The 16,358-nt window shown below is 74.5% G+C and carries 16 protein-coding genes; 13 read left to right on the top strand and 3 right to left on the bottom strand.

Annotation, left to right across the window (positions count from 1 at the left end):
* From ACIBIW_RS21970 to ACIBIW_RS21980, 3 genes are read right to left on the bottom strand one after another with little or no spacing between them, the layout of a single operon-like run.
* Window positions 1–783 (bottom strand): GvpL/GvpF family gas vesicle protein, encoded by a 783-nt coding sequence (locus ACIBIW_RS21970; protein WP_399338633.1) that lies wholly within the window; start codon window positions 781–783, stop codon window positions 1–3.
* A complete protein-coding gene (gvpJ, locus tag ACIBIW_RS21975; protein WP_399338634.1) occupies window positions 780–1,301 on the bottom strand; it encodes a gas vesicle protein GvpJ in 522 nt (173 codons plus the stop codon). Before gvpJ ends, ACIBIW_RS21970 begins: the two co-directional genes overlap by 4 nt.
* A gap of 57 nt (window positions 1,302–1,358) precedes the next feature.
* The gene (locus ACIBIW_RS21980) at window positions 1,359–1,721 is read right to left on the bottom strand and encodes a gas vesicle protein (RefSeq protein ID WP_399338635.1); all 363 of its coding nucleotides are present in this window, start codon (window positions 1,719–1,721) and stop codon (window positions 1,359–1,361) included.
* 89 nt (window positions 1,722–1,810) lie between these two features.
* Between ACIBIW_RS21980 and ACIBIW_RS21985 the strand changes: the two genes are divergently transcribed.
* The 13 genes from ACIBIW_RS21985 to ACIBIW_RS22045 all read left to right on the top strand — a co-directional run bounded on the left by ACIBIW_RS21985 (window position 1,811) and on the right by ACIBIW_RS22045 (window position 16,246).
* Window positions 1,811–2,581, top strand: coding sequence for an AraC family transcriptional regulator (locus ACIBIW_RS21985; protein WP_399338636.1), 771 nt, complete (start codon window positions 1,811–1,813; stop codon window positions 2,579–2,581).
* A gap of 235 nt (window positions 2,582–2,816) precedes the next feature.
* Window positions 2,817–3,860: an ABC transporter substrate-binding protein gene (locus tag ACIBIW_RS21990; protein ID WP_399338637.1), complete on the top strand. Its 1,044-nt coding sequence runs from the start codon at window positions 2,817–2,819 to the stop codon at window positions 3,858–3,860.
* A gap of 62 nt (window positions 3,861–3,922) precedes the next feature.
* Window positions 3,923–4,900 carry a FecCD family ABC transporter permease gene (locus tag ACIBIW_RS21995; protein WP_399338881.1) on the top strand — a complete coding sequence of 326 codons (978 nt, stop codon included), beginning with the start codon at window positions 3,923–3,925 and terminating at the stop codon, window positions 4,898–4,900.
* Complete coding sequence (locus ACIBIW_RS22000) at window positions 4,897–5,949, top strand: FecCD family ABC transporter permease (protein WP_399338638.1); 1,053 nt, start codon at window positions 4,897–4,899, stop codon at window positions 5,947–5,949. Before ACIBIW_RS21995 ends, ACIBIW_RS22000 begins: the two co-directional genes overlap by 4 nt.
* Window positions 5,946–6,809, top strand: coding sequence for an ABC transporter ATP-binding protein (locus ACIBIW_RS22005; RefSeq protein ID WP_399338639.1), 864 nt, complete (start codon window positions 5,946–5,948; stop codon window positions 6,807–6,809). The genes ACIBIW_RS22000 and ACIBIW_RS22005 overlap by 4 nt, the downstream gene beginning before the upstream one ends.
* A gap of 51 nt (window positions 6,810–6,860) precedes the next feature.
* Window positions 6,861–7,295 carry a VOC family protein gene (locus tag ACIBIW_RS22010; RefSeq protein WP_399338640.1) on the top strand — a complete coding sequence of 145 codons (435 nt, stop codon included), beginning with the start codon at window positions 6,861–6,863 and terminating at the stop codon, window positions 7,293–7,295.
* A gap of 171 nt (window positions 7,296–7,466) precedes the next feature.
* A complete protein-coding gene (locus tag ACIBIW_RS22015; RefSeq protein ID WP_399338641.1) occupies window positions 7,467–8,684 on the top strand; it encodes a polyprenyl synthetase family protein in 1,218 nt (405 codons plus the stop codon).
* Complete coding sequence (crtI, locus tag ACIBIW_RS22020; protein ID WP_399338642.1) at window positions 8,681–10,255, top strand: phytoene desaturase family protein; 1,575 nt, start codon at window positions 8,681–8,683, stop codon at window positions 10,253–10,255. Before ACIBIW_RS22015 ends, crtI begins: the two co-directional genes overlap by 4 nt.
* Window positions 10,252–11,232: a phytoene/squalene synthase family protein gene (locus ACIBIW_RS22025; protein WP_399338643.1), complete on the top strand. Its 981-nt coding sequence runs from the start codon at window positions 10,252–10,254 to the stop codon at window positions 11,230–11,232. The genes crtI and ACIBIW_RS22025 overlap by 4 nt, the downstream gene beginning before the upstream one ends.
* Complete coding sequence (locus ACIBIW_RS22030) at window positions 11,229–12,227, top strand: DUF5914 domain-containing protein (protein ID WP_399338644.1); 999 nt, start codon at window positions 11,229–11,231, stop codon at window positions 12,225–12,227. The genes ACIBIW_RS22025 and ACIBIW_RS22030 overlap by 4 nt, the downstream gene beginning before the upstream one ends.
* A 7-nt stretch (window positions 12,228–12,234) precedes the next feature.
* Window positions 12,235–13,500, top strand: coding sequence for a lycopene cyclase family protein (locus ACIBIW_RS22035; RefSeq protein ID WP_399338645.1), 1,266 nt, complete (start codon window positions 12,235–12,237; stop codon window positions 13,498–13,500).
* Window positions 13,497–15,104 carry an FAD-dependent oxidoreductase gene (locus ACIBIW_RS22040; RefSeq protein ID WP_399338646.1) on the top strand — a complete coding sequence of 536 codons (1,608 nt, stop codon included), beginning with the start codon at window positions 13,497–13,499 and terminating at the stop codon, window positions 15,102–15,104. The genes ACIBIW_RS22035 and ACIBIW_RS22040 overlap by 4 nt, the downstream gene beginning before the upstream one ends.
* 119 nt (window positions 15,105–15,223) lie before the next feature.
* Window positions 15,224–16,246 carry a teichoic acid biosynthesis protein C gene (locus ACIBIW_RS22045; RefSeq protein WP_399338647.1) on the top strand — a complete coding sequence of 341 codons (1,023 nt, stop codon included), beginning with the start codon at window positions 15,224–15,226 and terminating at the stop codon, window positions 16,244–16,246.
* Window positions 16,247–16,358: the final 112 nt, after the last annotated feature.

Consider the following 16,358-nt stretch of genomic DNA (forward strand, 5'->3'; position numbering starts at 1 on the left):
TCAGGCCCCCGGGGTCCCGGAGGCGACGGCGGTGCGGCCCGGCTCGGCGGCGCCCGCCTCCCGTGCCGCGTCGCCGGTGAAGCTGTAGCAGGGCAGCGGACCCGTCAGCCGCAGCTCGACGCGGTCCCGGTGCGCGGCGGCGAGCCGGTCGGCGGTGGCGCGGAAGCGTTCGAGCCGGCCCTCCCTGACGAGGAACGACACATTGAGCACACAGCCGGGCACCTCGGGCCCCCGGGTGGACTCCACCGCCTCGGCGGCGAGCGCGGGCAGCGCCTCCCGCGCCGCCTCGGCCGCCCTGCGGTCCAGGCCCTCGGCCACCGCCCGGCCGAGGCGGATGTTGCCGTCGTACGAAGGGCGGCGCCGCACCGCCGCGAACAGGTGCCGTACGTCGGCGTCCTCACGCATCAGCGCCGCCACCCCGGACTCCACCGGGGCGGCCTTGACGTTCATCTCCACCCGGCGCCCGAGGCGGTCGAGCGCCGCGCGGTGCGCCGTCGCCGCGGCGCCGACCGCGTGCCGTACCGCCGCCTCGTCCTCGGCGACCATGCCGAAGCGCATCGGCAGCACCGGGCCGCGCGAGCCCAGGGCCAGCAGCAGGTCCTGATGGGCCGTCAGATCGCGGCGCCTGGCGCGCAGATCGCGCGGGACGTCGCTGACCACGGCCGCCAGTTCGCCGACGGGCAGCAGCCGTACGGGGAGCGGGGGACGGCCGACTCCCCCGGTGCGCGGCGGGAGTTCGCGGCCCGCGTGGACGACGCCGTAGACGTAGACCCGGCCGCTCATGTGTCGCGCTCCCGGGTGCGCCGGGACCGTGCCCCGACACCCCGTCCCGCGGCGCGGGAGGCGGGGGCCGCGCGGCGGCGCGGCGCGGGCTCGCGCTCGCCGCGCTCGTCGTCGGTGTCCGCGTCGTCGGCGGCACTGTCGTCGTCGGCGGCGTCGTCGTCCATCCCGACGGCCTCCTTGATCTTGCCACCCACCGAGCGCGCCGTCCGCTTCGCGCCGTGCCCGGCGAGCCTGCCCGCCGCGCCGCTCGACGCGCCGAAGAACAGCTCGGGCACGGTCCTGCTGCTCGCGTCCTCGTTGAGGTCGAGCCGGTTGCAGACCTCGGCGAACCGCAGATAGGTGTCGACGCTGGCGACCACGATGCGCGCGTCCACCTTCAGGATCTCGATGCCGACGAGGGACACCCGGACGAACACGTCGATGACCATGCCGCGGTCGAGGATCAGTTCGAGGACGTCGTAGAGGGTTCCGGCGCGCGGCACACAGACGGCGGCCTCGTTGTACGTGGTGGTCGTCATGGTCGACTCTCTCTGGCGGGCGGCGGCAGCGGCCGCGCCGGGAAGGGGAGGGCGCGGTCAGTCATCGCTCGCGCCCCGCCGGTAACGCCTGACCCTGCGGTACTGCACCAACTCGCCCTCGTCGTCGAGGTCCACCTCGTAGGTGGCGAGCAGGCTCGTGGTGTCGGGGATGCGTGCGACCTCCAGGACGTCCACGTGGACGCGCCAGCCCGCCTCGGTCCTGCACACGGCGGACACACCCTCCGTGTCATGGCGGATCAGCGCGCCGAGGCCGCGGCAGGCGCGCCGTGCCGCCTCCTGCGGGCCGTCCCCGCGGACCGCGGAGGACTTCGCCGCCCCGGAACCGTCCTTCTTGGAACCGGTCCTGCCGGAACGGGTCTTCGTGGCGGCCTTGGAGCTTCCCGAACGTGACTCAGGCATGCCGCCAGTCTGTCCAGGCACCGCGCGCACGGCATGCGGAGGTGAGCCGTTCGGGCGCCCTGCCGTGGGCCGCCCCTTAGCCTGGGGCCATGCAGGTGACCAGGGAGCTTCCGGTCCTCGCCGCGGGCGAGGTGGACGTGCCTTTCGTGATCAAGGGGTACGGGGAGGTCGTCGCGACCGACACGGTGTGGAACGAGCACTCCCACTCGTGGCACGAACTGCTGTGGAACGAGGAGGGCGCTTCCATGGCGGTGGTGGGGCCGCGGGCGTGGTGCATCACACCGGCGCTCGGGCTGTGGATGCCGGCGGGGCAGTTGCACTCGGCGTCCGCGGTGGCGGGCACCACCTACCGCGCCCACTTCTTCCGGCACGGCACCACGTCGGCGCTGCCCGACGTGCCGGTGGCCGTGGAGATCACCCCGCTGCTGCGGCTGCTCCTCGACCGCCTGGAGGAGCCCGGTCTGCCGCCGGGCTCCCGGGCCGTGACCGAGGCGATGGTGCTCGACGTCCTGCGGCCCTCGCCGCGGGCGCTGCTTGTACAGCTCCCCACCTCAAGCCTGTTGCGGCCGATCGTGGAAGCGGTGCGCGCCGACCCCGCCGACCAGCGCACCCTGACCGGCTGGGCCGCCCTGCTCGGATGCAGCGCGCGCACCCTCACCAGGGCGTTCCGGGCCGAGACCGGCACCAGTTTCGCCCGCTGGGTCGCCTCGGTCCGCGCCCAGCACGCCGTGCGGCTGCTCTCCCGCGGCCTGGAGGTCGACGTGGTGGCCCCCGCGGTCGGCTACCGCTCGGCGAGCGCCTTCGGGGCGGCCTTCCGGCGCACGACGGGGCTGACCCCTGGCACCTTCCGGACCCACTGAGGGTCCGGCCCCGCACCCCCGTGCCGCAGGGCCGGGTGTCCCGATCGCTACACCCGCTGTCAAAAAGGCTCGATTGATACGCGGGCACTCTCTGCATAAGCTGCGAAGGTAAGCCTTACCTAACTTGCCAACGCAAGTGTGGTGCCCGCTCCACGCTTCGTACCCCACGGCCCCCGGCCCGCGGTCCCGGCGTGTGAGTCACCGGCGCCCCGAACCGAAAGTGAAACACGGGTCGATGAGAACCCCACGTCTTCGTGTGCTCGCCCTCGTGGCGGCCCTCCTGTTCGGGCTCGCCGCCTGCGGCGGCCAGTCCGGCGACAAGGACGACAGCGGTACCGCCGGCGCCGGCGGGTCCGAGCAGTTCCCCGTCACGGTCAAGCACGCGCTCGGTACCACCACCATCCCCTCCAAACCCCGGCGCGTCGCCACCGTGAACTGGGCCAACGAGGAGGTGCCGCTCGCCCTGGGCGTCGTCCCCGTCGGCATGGCCAAGGCCAACTTCGGCGACGACGACGGGGACGGCGTACTGCCCTGGACCGAGAAACGCCTGAAGGAACTGCACGCCAAGACGCCCGTCCTCTTCGACGAGACCGACGGCATCGACTTCGAGGCCGTCGCCGACACCAGGCCCGACGTCATCCTCGCCGCGTACTCGGGCCTGACCAAGCAGGACTACGAGACCCTGAGCGAGATCGCCCCCGTGGTCGCCTACCCGGAGGCCGCCTGGGCGACCCCCTGGCGCGACATCATCCGCGTCAACAGCAAGGCCATCGGGCTCGCCGACAAGGGCGACCGGCTCATCGGCGACCTGGAGACCCGAATCGCCAAGACCGTCGCCAAGTATCCCCAGTTGAAGGGAAAGTCGGCGATGTTCCTGACACACGTGTCGTCCAAGGACGTCAGCCAGGTCGGCTTCTACACCACCCATGACACCCGTACGCAGTTCTTCACCGACCTCGGCCTGAAGATCCCCGACAGCATCTCCCAACCGTCCGCGTCGACCGAGAAGTTCGTCCTCACCAAGAGCGCGGAACGCATCGACGACTTCAACGACGTCGACATCATCACCGGCTACGGGGACGACAAGGGCGAACTGCTCAAGGCGCTCAGGAGCGACCCCCTCACCTCCAAGCTGGCCGCCGTCAAGCGGGGCTCCATCTACCTGCTGCCCGGCAGCGCCCCGCTGGCCACCGCGGCCAACCCGACCCCGCTGTCCATCCCGTACGTCCTGGACGACTACGTGGCGGCGCTCGCCAAGGCCGCGGACAAGGCCGCGTGACCGTCACCACCGCCCCGCACGCGCCGGAAGCCGCCCCGCCACGGCGCCCGGCGCGTGCGCGCATGGCCTGGCTGCTCGTCCTCGCCGCGGTGCTGGTCGCGGTCGCCGCCGCCTCCCTCGCCTTCGGCTCCCGCGACGTCGCCTGGAGCGACGTGTGGTCGGCGCTCGGCGGTGCCGACCACACCCTGGGCGAGGCGGCGGTCGCCAAGCGCGTCCCGCGCACCCTGCTCGCCGTCGCCGTGGGCGCGTCGCTGGGGCTCTCCGGCGCGGTCATGCAGGGTGTGACCCGCAACCCGCTGGCGGACCCCGGCATCCTCGGCGTCAACATGGGCGCCTCGCTCGCCGTGGTCACCGCCATCACCTACTTCGGCCTCGCCTCCGCGTCCGGGTACATCTGGGTGGCGCTGGGCGGGGCGGGCCTGACCGCGGGGTTCGTGTACGCCGTCGGCTCGCTCGGGCGCGGCGGCGCCACCCCGCTGAAGCTGGCGCTCGCCGGTGCCGCGATCTCCGCCGCCATCGCGTCACTGGTGAGCGCCGTCGTCCTGCCGCGCAACGACATCGCCGACACCTTCAGGCTGTGGCAGATCGGCGGCGTCGGCGGCGCCTCCTACGGGCAGCTCGGCAGCGTCGCGCCGTTCCTCTGCGCCGGCCTGGTGATCTGTCTGGCCTCCGCCCGCTCCCTCAACTCCCTCGCGCTGGGCGATGAACTGGCCGCGGGGCTCGGGGAGCGGGTGGCCCTGGTGCGGGCCACCGCCGCGCTCGGCGCGGTCGTGCTGTGCGGCGCCTCCACCGCCGTCGCGGGCCCGATCGGCTTCGTCGGCCTCGTCGTACCGCACGCGTGCAGGCTGCTGGTGGGGGTGGACCACCGCTGGCTGCTGCCGTTCTCCGCGCTCGGCGGCGGGGCCCTGCTGACCGCGGCCGACGTGGTGGGGCGGGTCGTGGCGCGGCCGTCCGAGATCGACGTGGGCATCGTGACCGCGCTGGTCGGCGCCCCGTTCTTCCTCCACATCGTCCGCCGTCAGAAGGTCAGGTCCCTGTGAGCGCCCCCGCGGCCCCCGCCCCGTCCGCGCTGCGGACCGTGACCCGTGCGCGGGTACGGCGCGCGTACCGGCGGCGGCTGACCGTGCTGGTGCTGCTGCTCCTGGTCGTCGCAGCGTTCCTGACGACGCTGATGGCGGGGCACACCTACTATCCGGCGCGTGACGTGCTGCGCGTCATCGTGGGCGAGCAGGTGCCCGGGGCGTCGTTCACGGTGGGCAGGCTGCGGCTGCCGAGGGCGGTACTCGCGCTGACCTCGGGGTTCAGCTTCGGCATGGCCGGTGTCACCTTCCAGACGATGCTGCGCAACCCGCTCGCGAGCCCCGACGTCATCGGCATCAGCACCGGCGCGAGCGCGGCCGCCGCCGTCGCCATCGTGACCCTCTCGCTGAGCGGGACCGCCGTCTCGGCCCTCGCGATCGCCGCCGCGCTCGGGGTGGCGCTGCTCGTGTACACGCTGGCGTTCCGCGACGGTGTCGCCGGCACCAGGATCATCCTGATCGGCATCGGGGTGGCCGCGCTGCTCGACAGCGTCACGTCGTACGTGCTGTCGCAGGCGGGCGAGTGGGACCTCCAGGAGGCGATGCGCTGGCTCACGGGCAGCCTCAACGGCGCCACCTGGGAGGAGACCGCGCCCACCGCGCTCGCGCTGCTCGTGCTCGGCCCCGTACTGCTGTGGCGGGCCCGCGCGCTCAGCGCCCTGGGCCTCGGCGACGACACCGCGTCCGCGCTCGGCGTCCGCGTGGAGCGCACTCGTATCACGGTGCTCGTCGCGGCCGTCGGCCTCGTCGCGTTCGCGACGGCCGCCGCGGGTCCGATCGCCTTCGTCGCGTTCCTCTCCGGGCCCATCGCCGCCCGCCTCGTGGGGACCGGGGTCTCGCTGCTGGTGCCGGCGGGCCTGGTCGGCGCGCTGCTGGTGCTCGCCGCCGACTTCACCGGGCAGTACGCCTTCGGCACCCGCTATCCGGTGGGTGTCGTCACCGGCGTCCTGGGGGCGCCGTACCTCGTCTATCTGATCGTCCGCACGAACCGGGCCGGAGGCTCACTGTGACCGCGTCCCACACCCTCGCCACCGAAAGCCTGACGCTCGGATACGGCGACCGCACCGTCATCGAGGGCCTCGACCTGACGCTGGCGGCCGGGCGTATCACGGTGATCGTCGGCGCCAACGCGTGCGGCAAGTCGACGCTGCTGCGCTCGATGTCGCGGCTGCTCGCGCCGCGTGGCGGCCGGGTCACCCTGGACGGCAGGGAGATCCACCGCACCCCCGCGAGGGAACTCGCCCGCACCCTGGGCCTGCTGCCGCAGTCGCCGGTCACCCCGGAGGGCATCACCGTCCTCGACCTGGTGGGCCGCGGGCGCCACCCCCACCAGCGGGCCTTCTCCCGCTGGACGGCGCGCGACGACGCCGCGGTGGCCGCCGCGCTCGAAGCCACCGGAACCACCGACCTCGTGGACAGGTCGGTCGACGAACTCTCCGGCGGCCAGCGCCAGCGGGTGTGGATCGCGATGGCACTCGCCCAGCGGACCGATCTGCTGCTGCTCGACGAGCCCACCACGTTCCTCGACGTCAGCCACCAGGTCGAGGTGCTCGACCTGCTGACCGACCTCAACCGGAACCGGGGCACCACCATCGTGATGGTGCTGCACGACCTGAACCTGGCCGCGCGCTACGCGGACCGGCTCGTCGCCCTGGCGTCCGGGCGGCTGCACGCCGCAGGCACCCCCGAGGAGGTGATGACCGAGGAGACGGTCCTGGCCCTCTACGGCATGGAGAGCCGTGTCGTCGAGGACCCCGTCTCCGGCAAGCCCCTCGTGCTGCCGATCGGCCGCCACCACTCGCCGGGCGGGGCCACGGGTGCCGGGGCCGCGGTGGCGTCCGCTGCCGCGCGGGAGGCCGTCGGCGAGTGAGGCGACACCCTCCCGCCCCTCCCCCGGGCCGCGCGTTGTTATGGTGCGGCGATGTCACCGATCAAGCAGTTCCAGGTCACCTTCGACTGCGCGGAGCCCGAGCGCGTGGCGCGCTTCTGGTGCGAGGTGCTTGGGTACGTCGTACCGCCGCCGCCACCGGGGTTCGCCTCGTGGGACGAGTTCAACCGCTCCCTGCCCCCCGAGGACCAGGGCTCCGCGTTCGCCTGCGTCGACCCCTCGGGAGTCGGGCCGCGGCTCTTCTTCCAGCGCGTCCCCGAGGGGAAGGTCGTCAAGAACCGGGTGCACCTCGATGTGCGGGTCGGCACAGGACTCGTCGGCGACGAGCGCCTGGCGGCCCTCGAAGCCGAGTGCGCACGCCTCGTCGCCCTCGGCGCGGTCCATGTGCAGACGATGGTCGCGGACGGGTTCAACGAGTCCTGCATCGCGATGCAGGACATCGAGGGCAACGAGTTCTGCGTCGACTGAGCATCCGCCGTCCCCTGGCCCGCCTCCCTTCCGGCAGGCGGGTGGACGCTCTCCGTCCTGGTTTACCGCCGCCGCGGCCGGGATATCCGTCGTCGCATCGGGCCGCACGAGCGGTCCCGAACCGCCCCTGGATGGATCGGGCACGATCGTCACTCAGGGCAAGGGAGCGCGATGCGGCGGAACGTCCCGGCCGGGGCCGCACAGGCGCCCACCCGCACACCCGCGTCCCGCGCCCCCTTCCCCGGTGTGCCGTCGTCCTCGGCCCTCCAGAGCGTCCCGGAAAGGGTCGAACGGGTACTCGACGGCTTTCTCTCGGAGCGCAGGGCGGCGGGCGAGGCCCTCGCCCCCGCCTTCGCCGACGAGATCGTGGAGCGGCTGTCCCTGCTGGTGCTCGGGGGAGGCAAGCGCCTGCGGCCCGCGTTCCTGTGGTGCGGCTGGCGCGCTGCGGGCGGCCACGGCGCCGACGAGGCGGCCGTCTTCCGGGTCGGCGGGGCGCTGGAACTGCTCCAGGGCTGCGCGCTCGTCCACGACGACCTGATGGACGCGTCGCCGTCCCGCCGCGGCAGGCCCGCCGTGCACATCGCCTTCCGCGACCTGTACCGCGACTGGCCGGGCGGCGACACCGCCGCGTCGCTCGGCTCGTCCGCCGCCCTGCTCGTCGGTGACCTGGCGCTGGCGTGGGCCGAGGACCTGTGGGAGGAGGCGGAGCTGCCGCCCGACGCCAGGGGCCGCGCGCGGCCCCTGTGGCAGGCGATGCGCACCGAGATGGTGGCCGGGCAGTACCTGGAGCTGCGCGCGCAGGCCACCGGCGGCTGCTCGCCCCGTGAGGCGCTGCGCGTCGCCCATCTGAAGGCCGGTCTCTATACGGTGCAGCGCCCCCTCACCCTCGGCGCGGCGCTCGGCGGGTCGTGCTCGCGGGTGCGGAAGGGCCTTGAGCGTGCCGGGCGGTGCGCGGGTCTTGCGTTCCAGCTCCGCGACGACCTCCTCGACGTGTTCGGCTCGCCCGCCCGCCTCGGCAAGCCCGTGGGAGAGGACGTCAGGCAGGGCAAGCCGACCTACCTCATGACGGTGGGCCTCGACAGGGCGCGCCTGGGCGGCCACCGGACGGCGGAGGAGGTGCTGGCCGGCGCGCAGGGCGACCGGGCGCTGACGGACGAGGGCCTGCGGCGGGTACGGGACGCGCTCGGGGAGGCGGGTGCCCGTGGGCACGTCGAGGATCTGATCGGGGAGCTGGCGGGGAAGGCCGCGCGGGCGGTGGCGGACTCGGGCATGGACGGCGCGGCGGCCGACGACCTCACCGCCCTGATCGGCGGCGCCCTCGCCCTCGACCCGGCTGCGCCCCTGCGCCCGCCGCCGGGTGCGCCTGCCGGGCGGGAGGTACCGGAATGAGGACGGTGCCGGGCCGCAGCGACCATGTCGTGGTGGTGGGAGCGGGGCTCTCCGGGCTGTCGGCCGCGCTCCATCTGCTGGGCGCCGGGCGGTCGGTGACGGTGGTGGAACGGGAGCGGGTGCCGGGCGGCAGGGCGGGCTTGGAGCTGGCGGGTGGCTACCGCATCGACACCGGGCCCACCGTGCTCACCATGCCCGACCTCGTCGAGGAGGCCCTGGGGAGCGTGGGCGCCCGGATGGGCGACCACCTCGACCTGGTACGCCTCGACCCGGCCTACCGGGCGTGGTTCGCGGACGGCAGCCGCATCGAGGTGCACACCGACCCCGCCGCCATGGAGGCCGAGATCGAGCGGGTGGCCGACGCCCGCGAGGCGGCAGGGTACCGGCGGCTGCGCGGCTGGCTCGAACGGCTGTACCGGGTCCAGATGCGCACGTTCATCGACGCCAACTTCGACTCCCCGCTCGGGCTGCTGACCGGGGATCTGGCGCGGCTGGCCGCGCTCGGCGGCTTCGGCTCCTGGCACGGCAGGGTGGCACGCCACCTCCGGGACGAGCGGCTGCGGCGCCTGTTCACCTTCCAGGCGCTGTACGCCGGGGTGGCGCCGACCAGGGCGCTGGCCGCCTACGCGGTCATCGCCTACATGGACACCGTGGCCGGTGTGTGGTTCCCCCGGGGCGGGATGCACGCGCTGCCCCGCGCCATGGCGCGGGCGGCGGCGGGGGCCGGGGCCCGGCTCGTCCTCGGCAGCGGTGTCACGGCGCTGGAACGCGCGGGCGGCCGCGCGGTGGCGGTGCGCACCGCCCGGGGCGAGCGCATCCCCTGCGACGCCGTCGTGCTCACCTGCGACCTGCCCGCCGCGCACCGGCTGCTCGGCGCGGCACCCCGGCGGCCGCTCCCGCTGCGGTACGCGCCCTCGGCCGTGCTGCTGCACACCGGCGGCGCCCGTACCTGGCCGCAACTCGCCCACCACACGCTGTCGTTCGGCCGCGCGTGGGATCGGACGTTCCGTCAGTTGACGCGCACGGGCGAGCTGATGAGCGACCCCTCGCTCCTCATCACACGCCCGACCGCCACCGATCCGTCGCTCGCGCCCGAGGGCCGGCATCTGCACTACCTGCTGGCGCCGTGCCCCAACCTGCGCCGCGGGCGCCAGGACTGGGACCGGATCGCCGTCCGCTACCGCGACGGGCTCGCCGCCACCCTCGAACGGCGCGGCATGCCGGGCTTCGCCGCAGGACTCGACGTGGAGAAGCTGGTCACGCCCGCCGACTGGGCGCGGCAGGGCCTGGCCGCGGGCACCCCCTTCTCCGTGGCACACACCTTCGCCCAGACCGGCCCGTTCCGGCCGCGCAACCTGCCCTCCGGATGGGAGAACGTCGTGCTGGCCGGCTGCGGCACCACTCCAGGTGTCGGTGTGCCCACGGTGATCGTGTCAGGGAAGCTCGCCGCCGCCCGCATCACCGCACACCACCGCCGCCCCGCACGGCCGTCGCGCCCGGCGGCGCCCGAGCACCCGCGGGGACGGCCGGGTGTCCCCGTGGACGTCTCCGGCAGGGAGGGCAGCCCATGACCGCCCGCGAACTCGACGCGGCAGGCGTCCACGACGAGAGGCTGCGGACCGCCTACACGCGCTGCCGCCTCATCAACGCCCGGGGCGGCGCCACGTACTTCCTCGCCACCCGGCTGCTCGGGCCCGCCCAACGGCCCGCCGTGCACGCGCTGTACGGGTTCGCCCGCTACGCCGACGACATCGTCGACGACCTCGGCGGCGGCAGGGACGTCCCGCAGCGCACCCGCGACCTCGACGCGCTCGACGCGCTCGTGCGGGACGCCCTCAGGACCGGCCGCAGCGGGCACCCGGTGCTTGCGGCGCTGGCCGACACGGTGACACGCCACCGTATCGACACCGCCCACTTCACCGCGTTCCTGCGCTCCATGCGCATGGACCTGCGCACCACCGACTACCCCACCTGGGACGACCTGGCCCGGTACATGCACGGCTCGGCCGCCGTGATCGGGCTCGAACTGCTGCCGGTCCTGGGCACCGTCGTGCCCCACGAGGAGGCCGCGCCGCACGCCGCCTCGCTCGGTGTGGCGTTCCAGCTCACCAACTTCCTGCGCGACATCGGCGAAGACCTCGACCGCGGCCGTATCTACCTGCCCGCCGACCTGCTCCACGCCCACGGCGTCGACCGCGGGCTGCTGACCTGGTGCCGCCGCACCGGACACACGGACGCGCGGGTACGCGCCGCCCTGCGGGAAATGATCGGCCTCACCCGGGGTGTCTACCGGCACGCCGCCCCCGGCATCCAACTCCTCGACCCGGCGTCACGGCCCTGCGTCCACACCGCGTTCATCCTCTACAGCGCCATCCTGCGGCGTATCGAGGCAGCCGACTGCGCCGTCATCGGCCATCGCGCCGTGGTACCGCGCCGCCACAAGGCCGCCCTCGCCCTGACGGGCCTGGCACGCAGCACCGCGCACCGCACCCGGCGCCGGATCGGCCGCGCCGACTCCCGCGGGCCGCAGCGGGGAGCCCCCTCGTGAGGCCGCCCGCCGCATCGCGCGTCCCCCTGCGCCTGCTCAGGTCCCCGGTCTGGAGCCGGCAGCGGAGCACCTGGCGGGCGGCCGCACCGCATCTGATCGCCTCCGCGCTGAAGCGGGCCCGCGAGCGGCCGACCGGGAACTGGTACGTGCTCGGCGCGAGCCGCGCGCTGCCGCCGGGGCGCTCGTGGGGGCGCACCGTCGCCGGTGAGGAGATCGTCGCCTGGCGCACCCCCGAGGGGCGGGTGGCGGCAGGTCCTGGCGCCTGCCCGCACTTGGGGGCGCCTTTGTGCCTGTCCCCCGTGGTGGCGGGCGAGTTGGTGTGCCACTGGCACGGCATGCGGCTGACCGCGGACGGCGGTCCCGGCTGGTCGCCGCTGCCGGTGCACGACGACGGCGTCCTGGTGTGGGTGCGCCTCGACGGGCAGGGCACGGAGCCTGGTTCGCCGCTGCCCTACGTGCCCGCGCGGCCGGTTCTCTCGGCAGCGGTCGAGGCCGTCACCGCGCTGGAGGGCGACTGCGAGCCCGAGGACGTCGTCGCCAACCGCCTCGACCCCTGGCACGGCGGCTGGTTCCATCCGTACGCCTTCTCCCATCTGACCGTGCTTGAGGAGCCCGACCCGGCCGACGGGGACCGCTTCCTCGTCGAGGTGGCCTACCGTCTCGGACGCCGCGCCGCGGTGCCCGTCCTCGCGGAGTTCACGGCGCCGGGGCCGCGCACCGTGGTGATGCGCGTCGTGGCGGGCGAGGGCACGGGCTCCGTGGTGGAGACCCATGCCACCCCGCTCACCGCGCCCGACGAGGCCGGGCCGCGTACCGCCGTCACCGAGGCCGTCATCGCCACCTCCCGGCGGACCGGCTTCGCCGCCGCGCGGGCGGCCGCCCCGCTGCTGCGCCCGCTGATGGGCCGGGTCGCGGCACGGCTGTGGCGCGACGACATGGCCTACGCGGAACGCCGTTGGCACCTGCGCAGCCACGGCCGCTTCCCGGGGAGCTGACACACACATGCGCCGTCGCAACGGGAGGGGGGACGCGGTGGGGGACGCGGACGTGGTGGTGGTCGGCGCGGGCGCCGCGGGCCTCTCGCTGGCAAGGCGGCTGGCCGCCACGCGGGGCCCCGGCGGGCGGGTGCCGTCGATCGTCGTCGTGGAGCCGCCCCCGGGCGCGGCCACCTCCCCGCCGCGCACCTGGTGCTTCTGGGAGCGTGCGGCAGGCGACCTCGACGCGTTCGTCTCCGCGTCCTGGGAGCGGCTGTGCGTACGGGACCCGGGCGGGCGTACCCTCACCGGCACCACCCCTTACCCGTACAGGATGATCCGCTCCGCCGACTATCTTCCAGCGGTGGCAAGGGAGTTGGCGTCCGCTGCCCATGTGCGGCGGCTCACCGGCACCGTGACCCGGGTCGCCGAACTCCCTTGCGGCGGGCGGGTCACCGGTGTCGACGCGCACGGCGCGGCGTTCGCCGTGGAGGGCCGCTGGGTGTTCGACTCCCGCCCGCCCCGCCGCCTGCCGCCCGCCCGCACCACGCTCTTCCAGCACTTCCGCGGCTGGTTCGTCGAGACCGCCGCCGACCGGTTCGAGCCCGGGGTGGCCGAGTTGATGGACTTCCGCACCCCGCAGCCCGCGCGGGGCCTGTCCTTCGCCTATGTGCTGCCGTTCTCCAAGCGCCGCGCCCTGGTCGAGTACACCGAGTTCTCCCCGCGGCCGTCCGACCGGGCCGCCCACGAGCGCGCACTCGACCACTACACCCGCCACATCCGGCCGCTGGGGGCCTTCACCGTCACCGCCGCCGAACAGGGCGCCATCCCGATGACCGACGCCCAACTCTCCCGCGGCCAGGGGGCGTCGGTCTTCGCCATCGGCACCGCGGGCGGCGCCACCCGCCCCGCCACCGGCTACACCTTCGCCACCGTCCAGCGGCAGAGCGCCGCCATCGCCGACGCCTGGCGCCGCGGCCACCGGCCGGTGCCGCCACGGCCGCACAAGCGCCGCCATCTGGCCATGGACGCCGCCTGGCTGCGCGCCCTCGACCGCGGCCGTATCGACGGCCCCGCGTTCTTCACCGGCCTCTTCGCACACAACCCCCTGCCGAGGGTGCTGCGCTTCCTCGACGGCGCCTCCACCCCCGCGGAGGACATCGCCCTCGGTCTGCGCTGCCCCGCCGGGGCCATGGCCCTCTCCCTGCTCGAACTGCCCCTGCTGCCCCGCCGATCCACCCCCCTCGCGCCCGCGGGGGCCCGCACCGGCCCGTCGGAGAAGAGCGTTCCGTGAGACTCCCGCCCCACCGCACCCGGCACCGGCTGGCCCGCGACCCGTGGGCCGCGTACCGGCCCGCCCCGCCCGGCGCCCCCCGCACGGACGGGCGGGTGTGTGCCGCGGTCGTCGGCGGCGGGATCGCGGGCCTGGCCGCCGCCACCGCACTCGCGGAACGCGGGGTGCGCGTGGATCTCGTCGAGCGGGCGGACGCCCTCGGCGGGCGGGTGGCCGGCTGGCCCGTGCGGCTGGCCGACGGCACCACCCAGACCATGAGCCGCGGCTTCCACGCCTTCTTCCGCCAGTACTACAACCTGCGCAACCTGCTGCGGCGTGTCGACCCCACGCTGGCGATGCTCACCCCGGTCGAGGACTACCCGCTCCAGCACGCCGACGGCCCCCGCGACAGCTTCGCCCGTATGCCGCGCACCCCGCCCTGGAACGTGCTCGCCTTCACCGCGACGAGCCCCACCTTCACCGCGGGCGGCCTGGCCAGGATGCGCCCGCGGGCGGCGCTGCCGCTGCTCGACGTGCACGCCACCGGTGTGTACGACAGGCTCGACCACCTCAGCGCCGCCGACTTCCTCACCGCCATCCGCTTCCCCGCCGCCGCCAGACACCTGGCGTTCGAGGTATTCTCCCGCAGCTTCTTCGCCGACCCGCGCCAACTGTCCGCCGCCGAGCTGGCGTTGATGTTCCACATCTACTTCCTCGGCTCCGCCGAGGGGCTTCTCTTCGACACCGCGGCCGACCCCTTCCCCACCGCCCTGTGGGACCCGCTGGCCGCCCGCCTCGCACGGCGGGGCGTGGACATCCGCACCGGCACCACCGCCCACCGCCTCACCGAGGACCGCACGGGCGGCTTCACCCTCACCACCGCGCCCTCCGGCACACCGGGCACACCCCGCGCCCGGCACTACGACGCGGTCGTCCTCGCCCTCGACACCGGCGGTCTGAAGGCCCTGGACGTCCGCTCGCGCCGCCTCGACGGCACCGGCTGGCAGCGCCGCGTCGACGGCCTGCGGCAGGCCCCGCCGTTCCTCGTCTCCCGCTACTGGCTCGACCGCCCCGTGAGAACCGGCAGGCCCGCGTTCCTCGGCACCAGCGGGTACGGGCCCCTGGACAACGTCAGCGTCCTCGAACGGTTCGAGGGCCAGGCCGCCCGCTGGGCCTCCCGTACCGGCGGCAGCGTCGTCGAACTCCACGCGTACGCCGCCGCCACCGGCGACCCCGCCGCGCTGCGGGGACGCCTGCGGTCGGAGCTGGCGCGCGTCTACCCGGAGACGGCGGAGGCGGCCGTCGTCGACGAGCGGCACGAATGGCGGTCCGACTGCCCCCTGTTCACCCCCGGCAGCTACCGCGACCGCCCCACCGTCACCACCGCACACCCCCGGCTCGTCCTCGCCGGTGACCTCGTGCGCACCGACGCGCCCGTCGCCCTCATGGAACGCGCCGCCACCAGCGGCTTCCAGGCCGCCAACGCCCTGCTGGCCACCTGGCACGTGCGCGGCCACCCCCTCCTGACCGTCCCCCGACGCGGCCGTCCCGGCCTCCTGCGCCTGCTCACCCACGCCGTCGGCGGCACCCCGGAAATCGCAACACCGTTCACACGTACCTCTTAAGTGCCAAATGCCGGACAGTACGGCTGAGGCGTATATGCGTAGGGCATGTACTGGGGCAGGCCCTGACGTACCCTCCGACCAGTCCAGGGCAACGTCCGCATGAGCAGGGAGTCCTGGACATGATCGACCGCAGGGCACTGTTGCGCGCCGGCGCCGCCGGGTTCGCGACCACGGCCGCCGCCGCGGCCACCGTCGGGGCGGGCGCCCCGGCCGCCGTGGCCGCGTCCCGCGCCGACGACAGGTTCGACCTCTCCGTACCCGCCGTGTCCTACCTCAGGGAGAAGCCGCTCCACAACGAGACGATCATGCAGTCGTTCGCGTTCGACGACGCCAACGGCCGCCTGTTCGCGATCCAGCTCATGGAGGGCGGCATCCAACTGCCCGACGAACAGGCGCCGGTGTCGGGTGCCGACCGCAGCGCACGCGGCGACCTGTGTCTGACGAGGCTGAGCCGCACCGGCAGCCGGCTGGGCCACATGTACCTCCGCGGTTTCGGCCACGGCGCCTCGATGGGTGTCGAACCCCGCGGCAGGACCTCGTACATCTGGACCGAGGCGGACGCCAACCCGGAGACCGGGTACGGCACGGCCGTCGCCCGCTTCCGCTACGCCGACGGGCGGGTCCTGGACAGCCACGGCCCCGGGGTGCACAAGCTGTACGTCGTCGGCGGCTCGACGAGCAACCGGCCGGCCGTCGACATGCGCCACCGCCGGCTGCTGGTGCAGTACCTGCTCGGCGAGAACGACTACCGCTACCGGGTGTTGGACCTGGACCGCGCCAAGTGGGGCGACACCAGGGGGCTCTACGACCTCCCGCGGATCGGGATGGCCGACACCGAGACCCCGCAGGGACTCGCGCTGCTCGGCGACTACGTCTACCAGATGACCGGCACCCACTACACGGACGAGAGCGGCACCAACCCGCCCTCGAAGCGCGGCGACACCTATCTGTCCGCCATCCACCTGCCGACCACCCGGGTGGTGCAGCGCAACCGCACCGAGGCCGCCGCCACGCTGGACTACCGGGAGCCCGAGGGCCTGGCGATCCAACTGGGCGCCTCCCCGCCCCGGCTCCACATCGGCTTCGCCTCCGGCGTCGCGGGCGCACGCACCTACACGCTCTGCTACCAGAAGCAGAGTTGACGAGGCCGGGTCCCGCCGGGGGCGGCGGGGAGCCGGGCAGGGCACCGGCGGAGGCGGCCCCGCGACGGGACGGCACACCCACCGGCCCCCGCTGACGGGTTGCGGTTTCCGC

It is taken from the genome of Streptomyces sp. NPDC050560 (assembly GCF_044457285.1).
In the GTDB taxonomy this organism is placed as follows: Bacteria; Actinomycetota; Actinomycetes; order Streptomycetales; family Streptomycetaceae; genus Streptomyces.

Bases quoted from the DNA above. Each gene is read 5' to 3' on its own strand.
- ACIBIW_RS22010 (WP_399338640.1), top strand. From the start codon at position 6,861: ATGTCACCGATCAAGCAGTTCCAGGTCACCTTCGACTGCGCGGAGCCC.
- ACIBIW_RS22035 (WP_399338645.1), top strand. From the start codon at position 12,235: ATGCGCCGTCGCAACGGGAGGGGGGACGCGGTGGGGGACGCGGACGTG.
- ACIBIW_RS21985 (WP_399338636.1), top strand. From the start codon at position 1,811: ATGCAGGTGACCAGGGAGCTTCCGGTCCTCGCCGCGGGCGAGGTGGAC.
- ACIBIW_RS22045 (WP_399338647.1), top strand. From the start codon at position 15,224: ATGATCGACCGCAGGGCACTGTTGCGCGCCGGCGCCGCCGGGTTCGCG.
- ACIBIW_RS21970 (WP_399338633.1), bottom strand. From the start codon at position 783: ATGAGCGGCCGGGTCTACGTCTACGGCGTCGTCCACGCGGGCCGCGAA.
- ACIBIW_RS22025 (WP_399338643.1), top strand. From the start codon at position 10,252: ATGACCGCCCGCGAACTCGACGCGGCAGGCGTCCACGACGAGAGGCTG.
- ACIBIW_RS21980 (WP_399338635.1), bottom strand. From the start codon at position 1,721: ATGCCTGAGTCACGTTCGGGAAGCTCCAAGGCCGCCACGAAGACCCGT.
- ACIBIW_RS22015 (WP_399338641.1), top strand. From the start codon at position 7,467: ATGCGGCGGAACGTCCCGGCCGGGGCCGCACAGGCGCCCACCCGCACA.
- gvpJ (WP_399338634.1), bottom strand. From the start codon at position 1,301: ATGACGACCACCACGTACAACGAGGCCGCCGTCTGTGTGCCGCGCGCC.
- ACIBIW_RS21990 (WP_399338637.1), top strand. From the start codon at position 2,817: ATGAGAACCCCACGTCTTCGTGTGCTCGCCCTCGTGGCGGCCCTCCTG.
- ACIBIW_RS21995 (WP_399338881.1), top strand. From the start codon at position 3,923: ATGGCCTGGCTGCTCGTCCTCGCCGCGGTGCTGGTCGCGGTCGCCGCC.
- crtI (WP_399338642.1), top strand. From the start codon at position 8,681: ATGAGGACGGTGCCGGGCCGCAGCGACCATGTCGTGGTGGTGGGAGCG.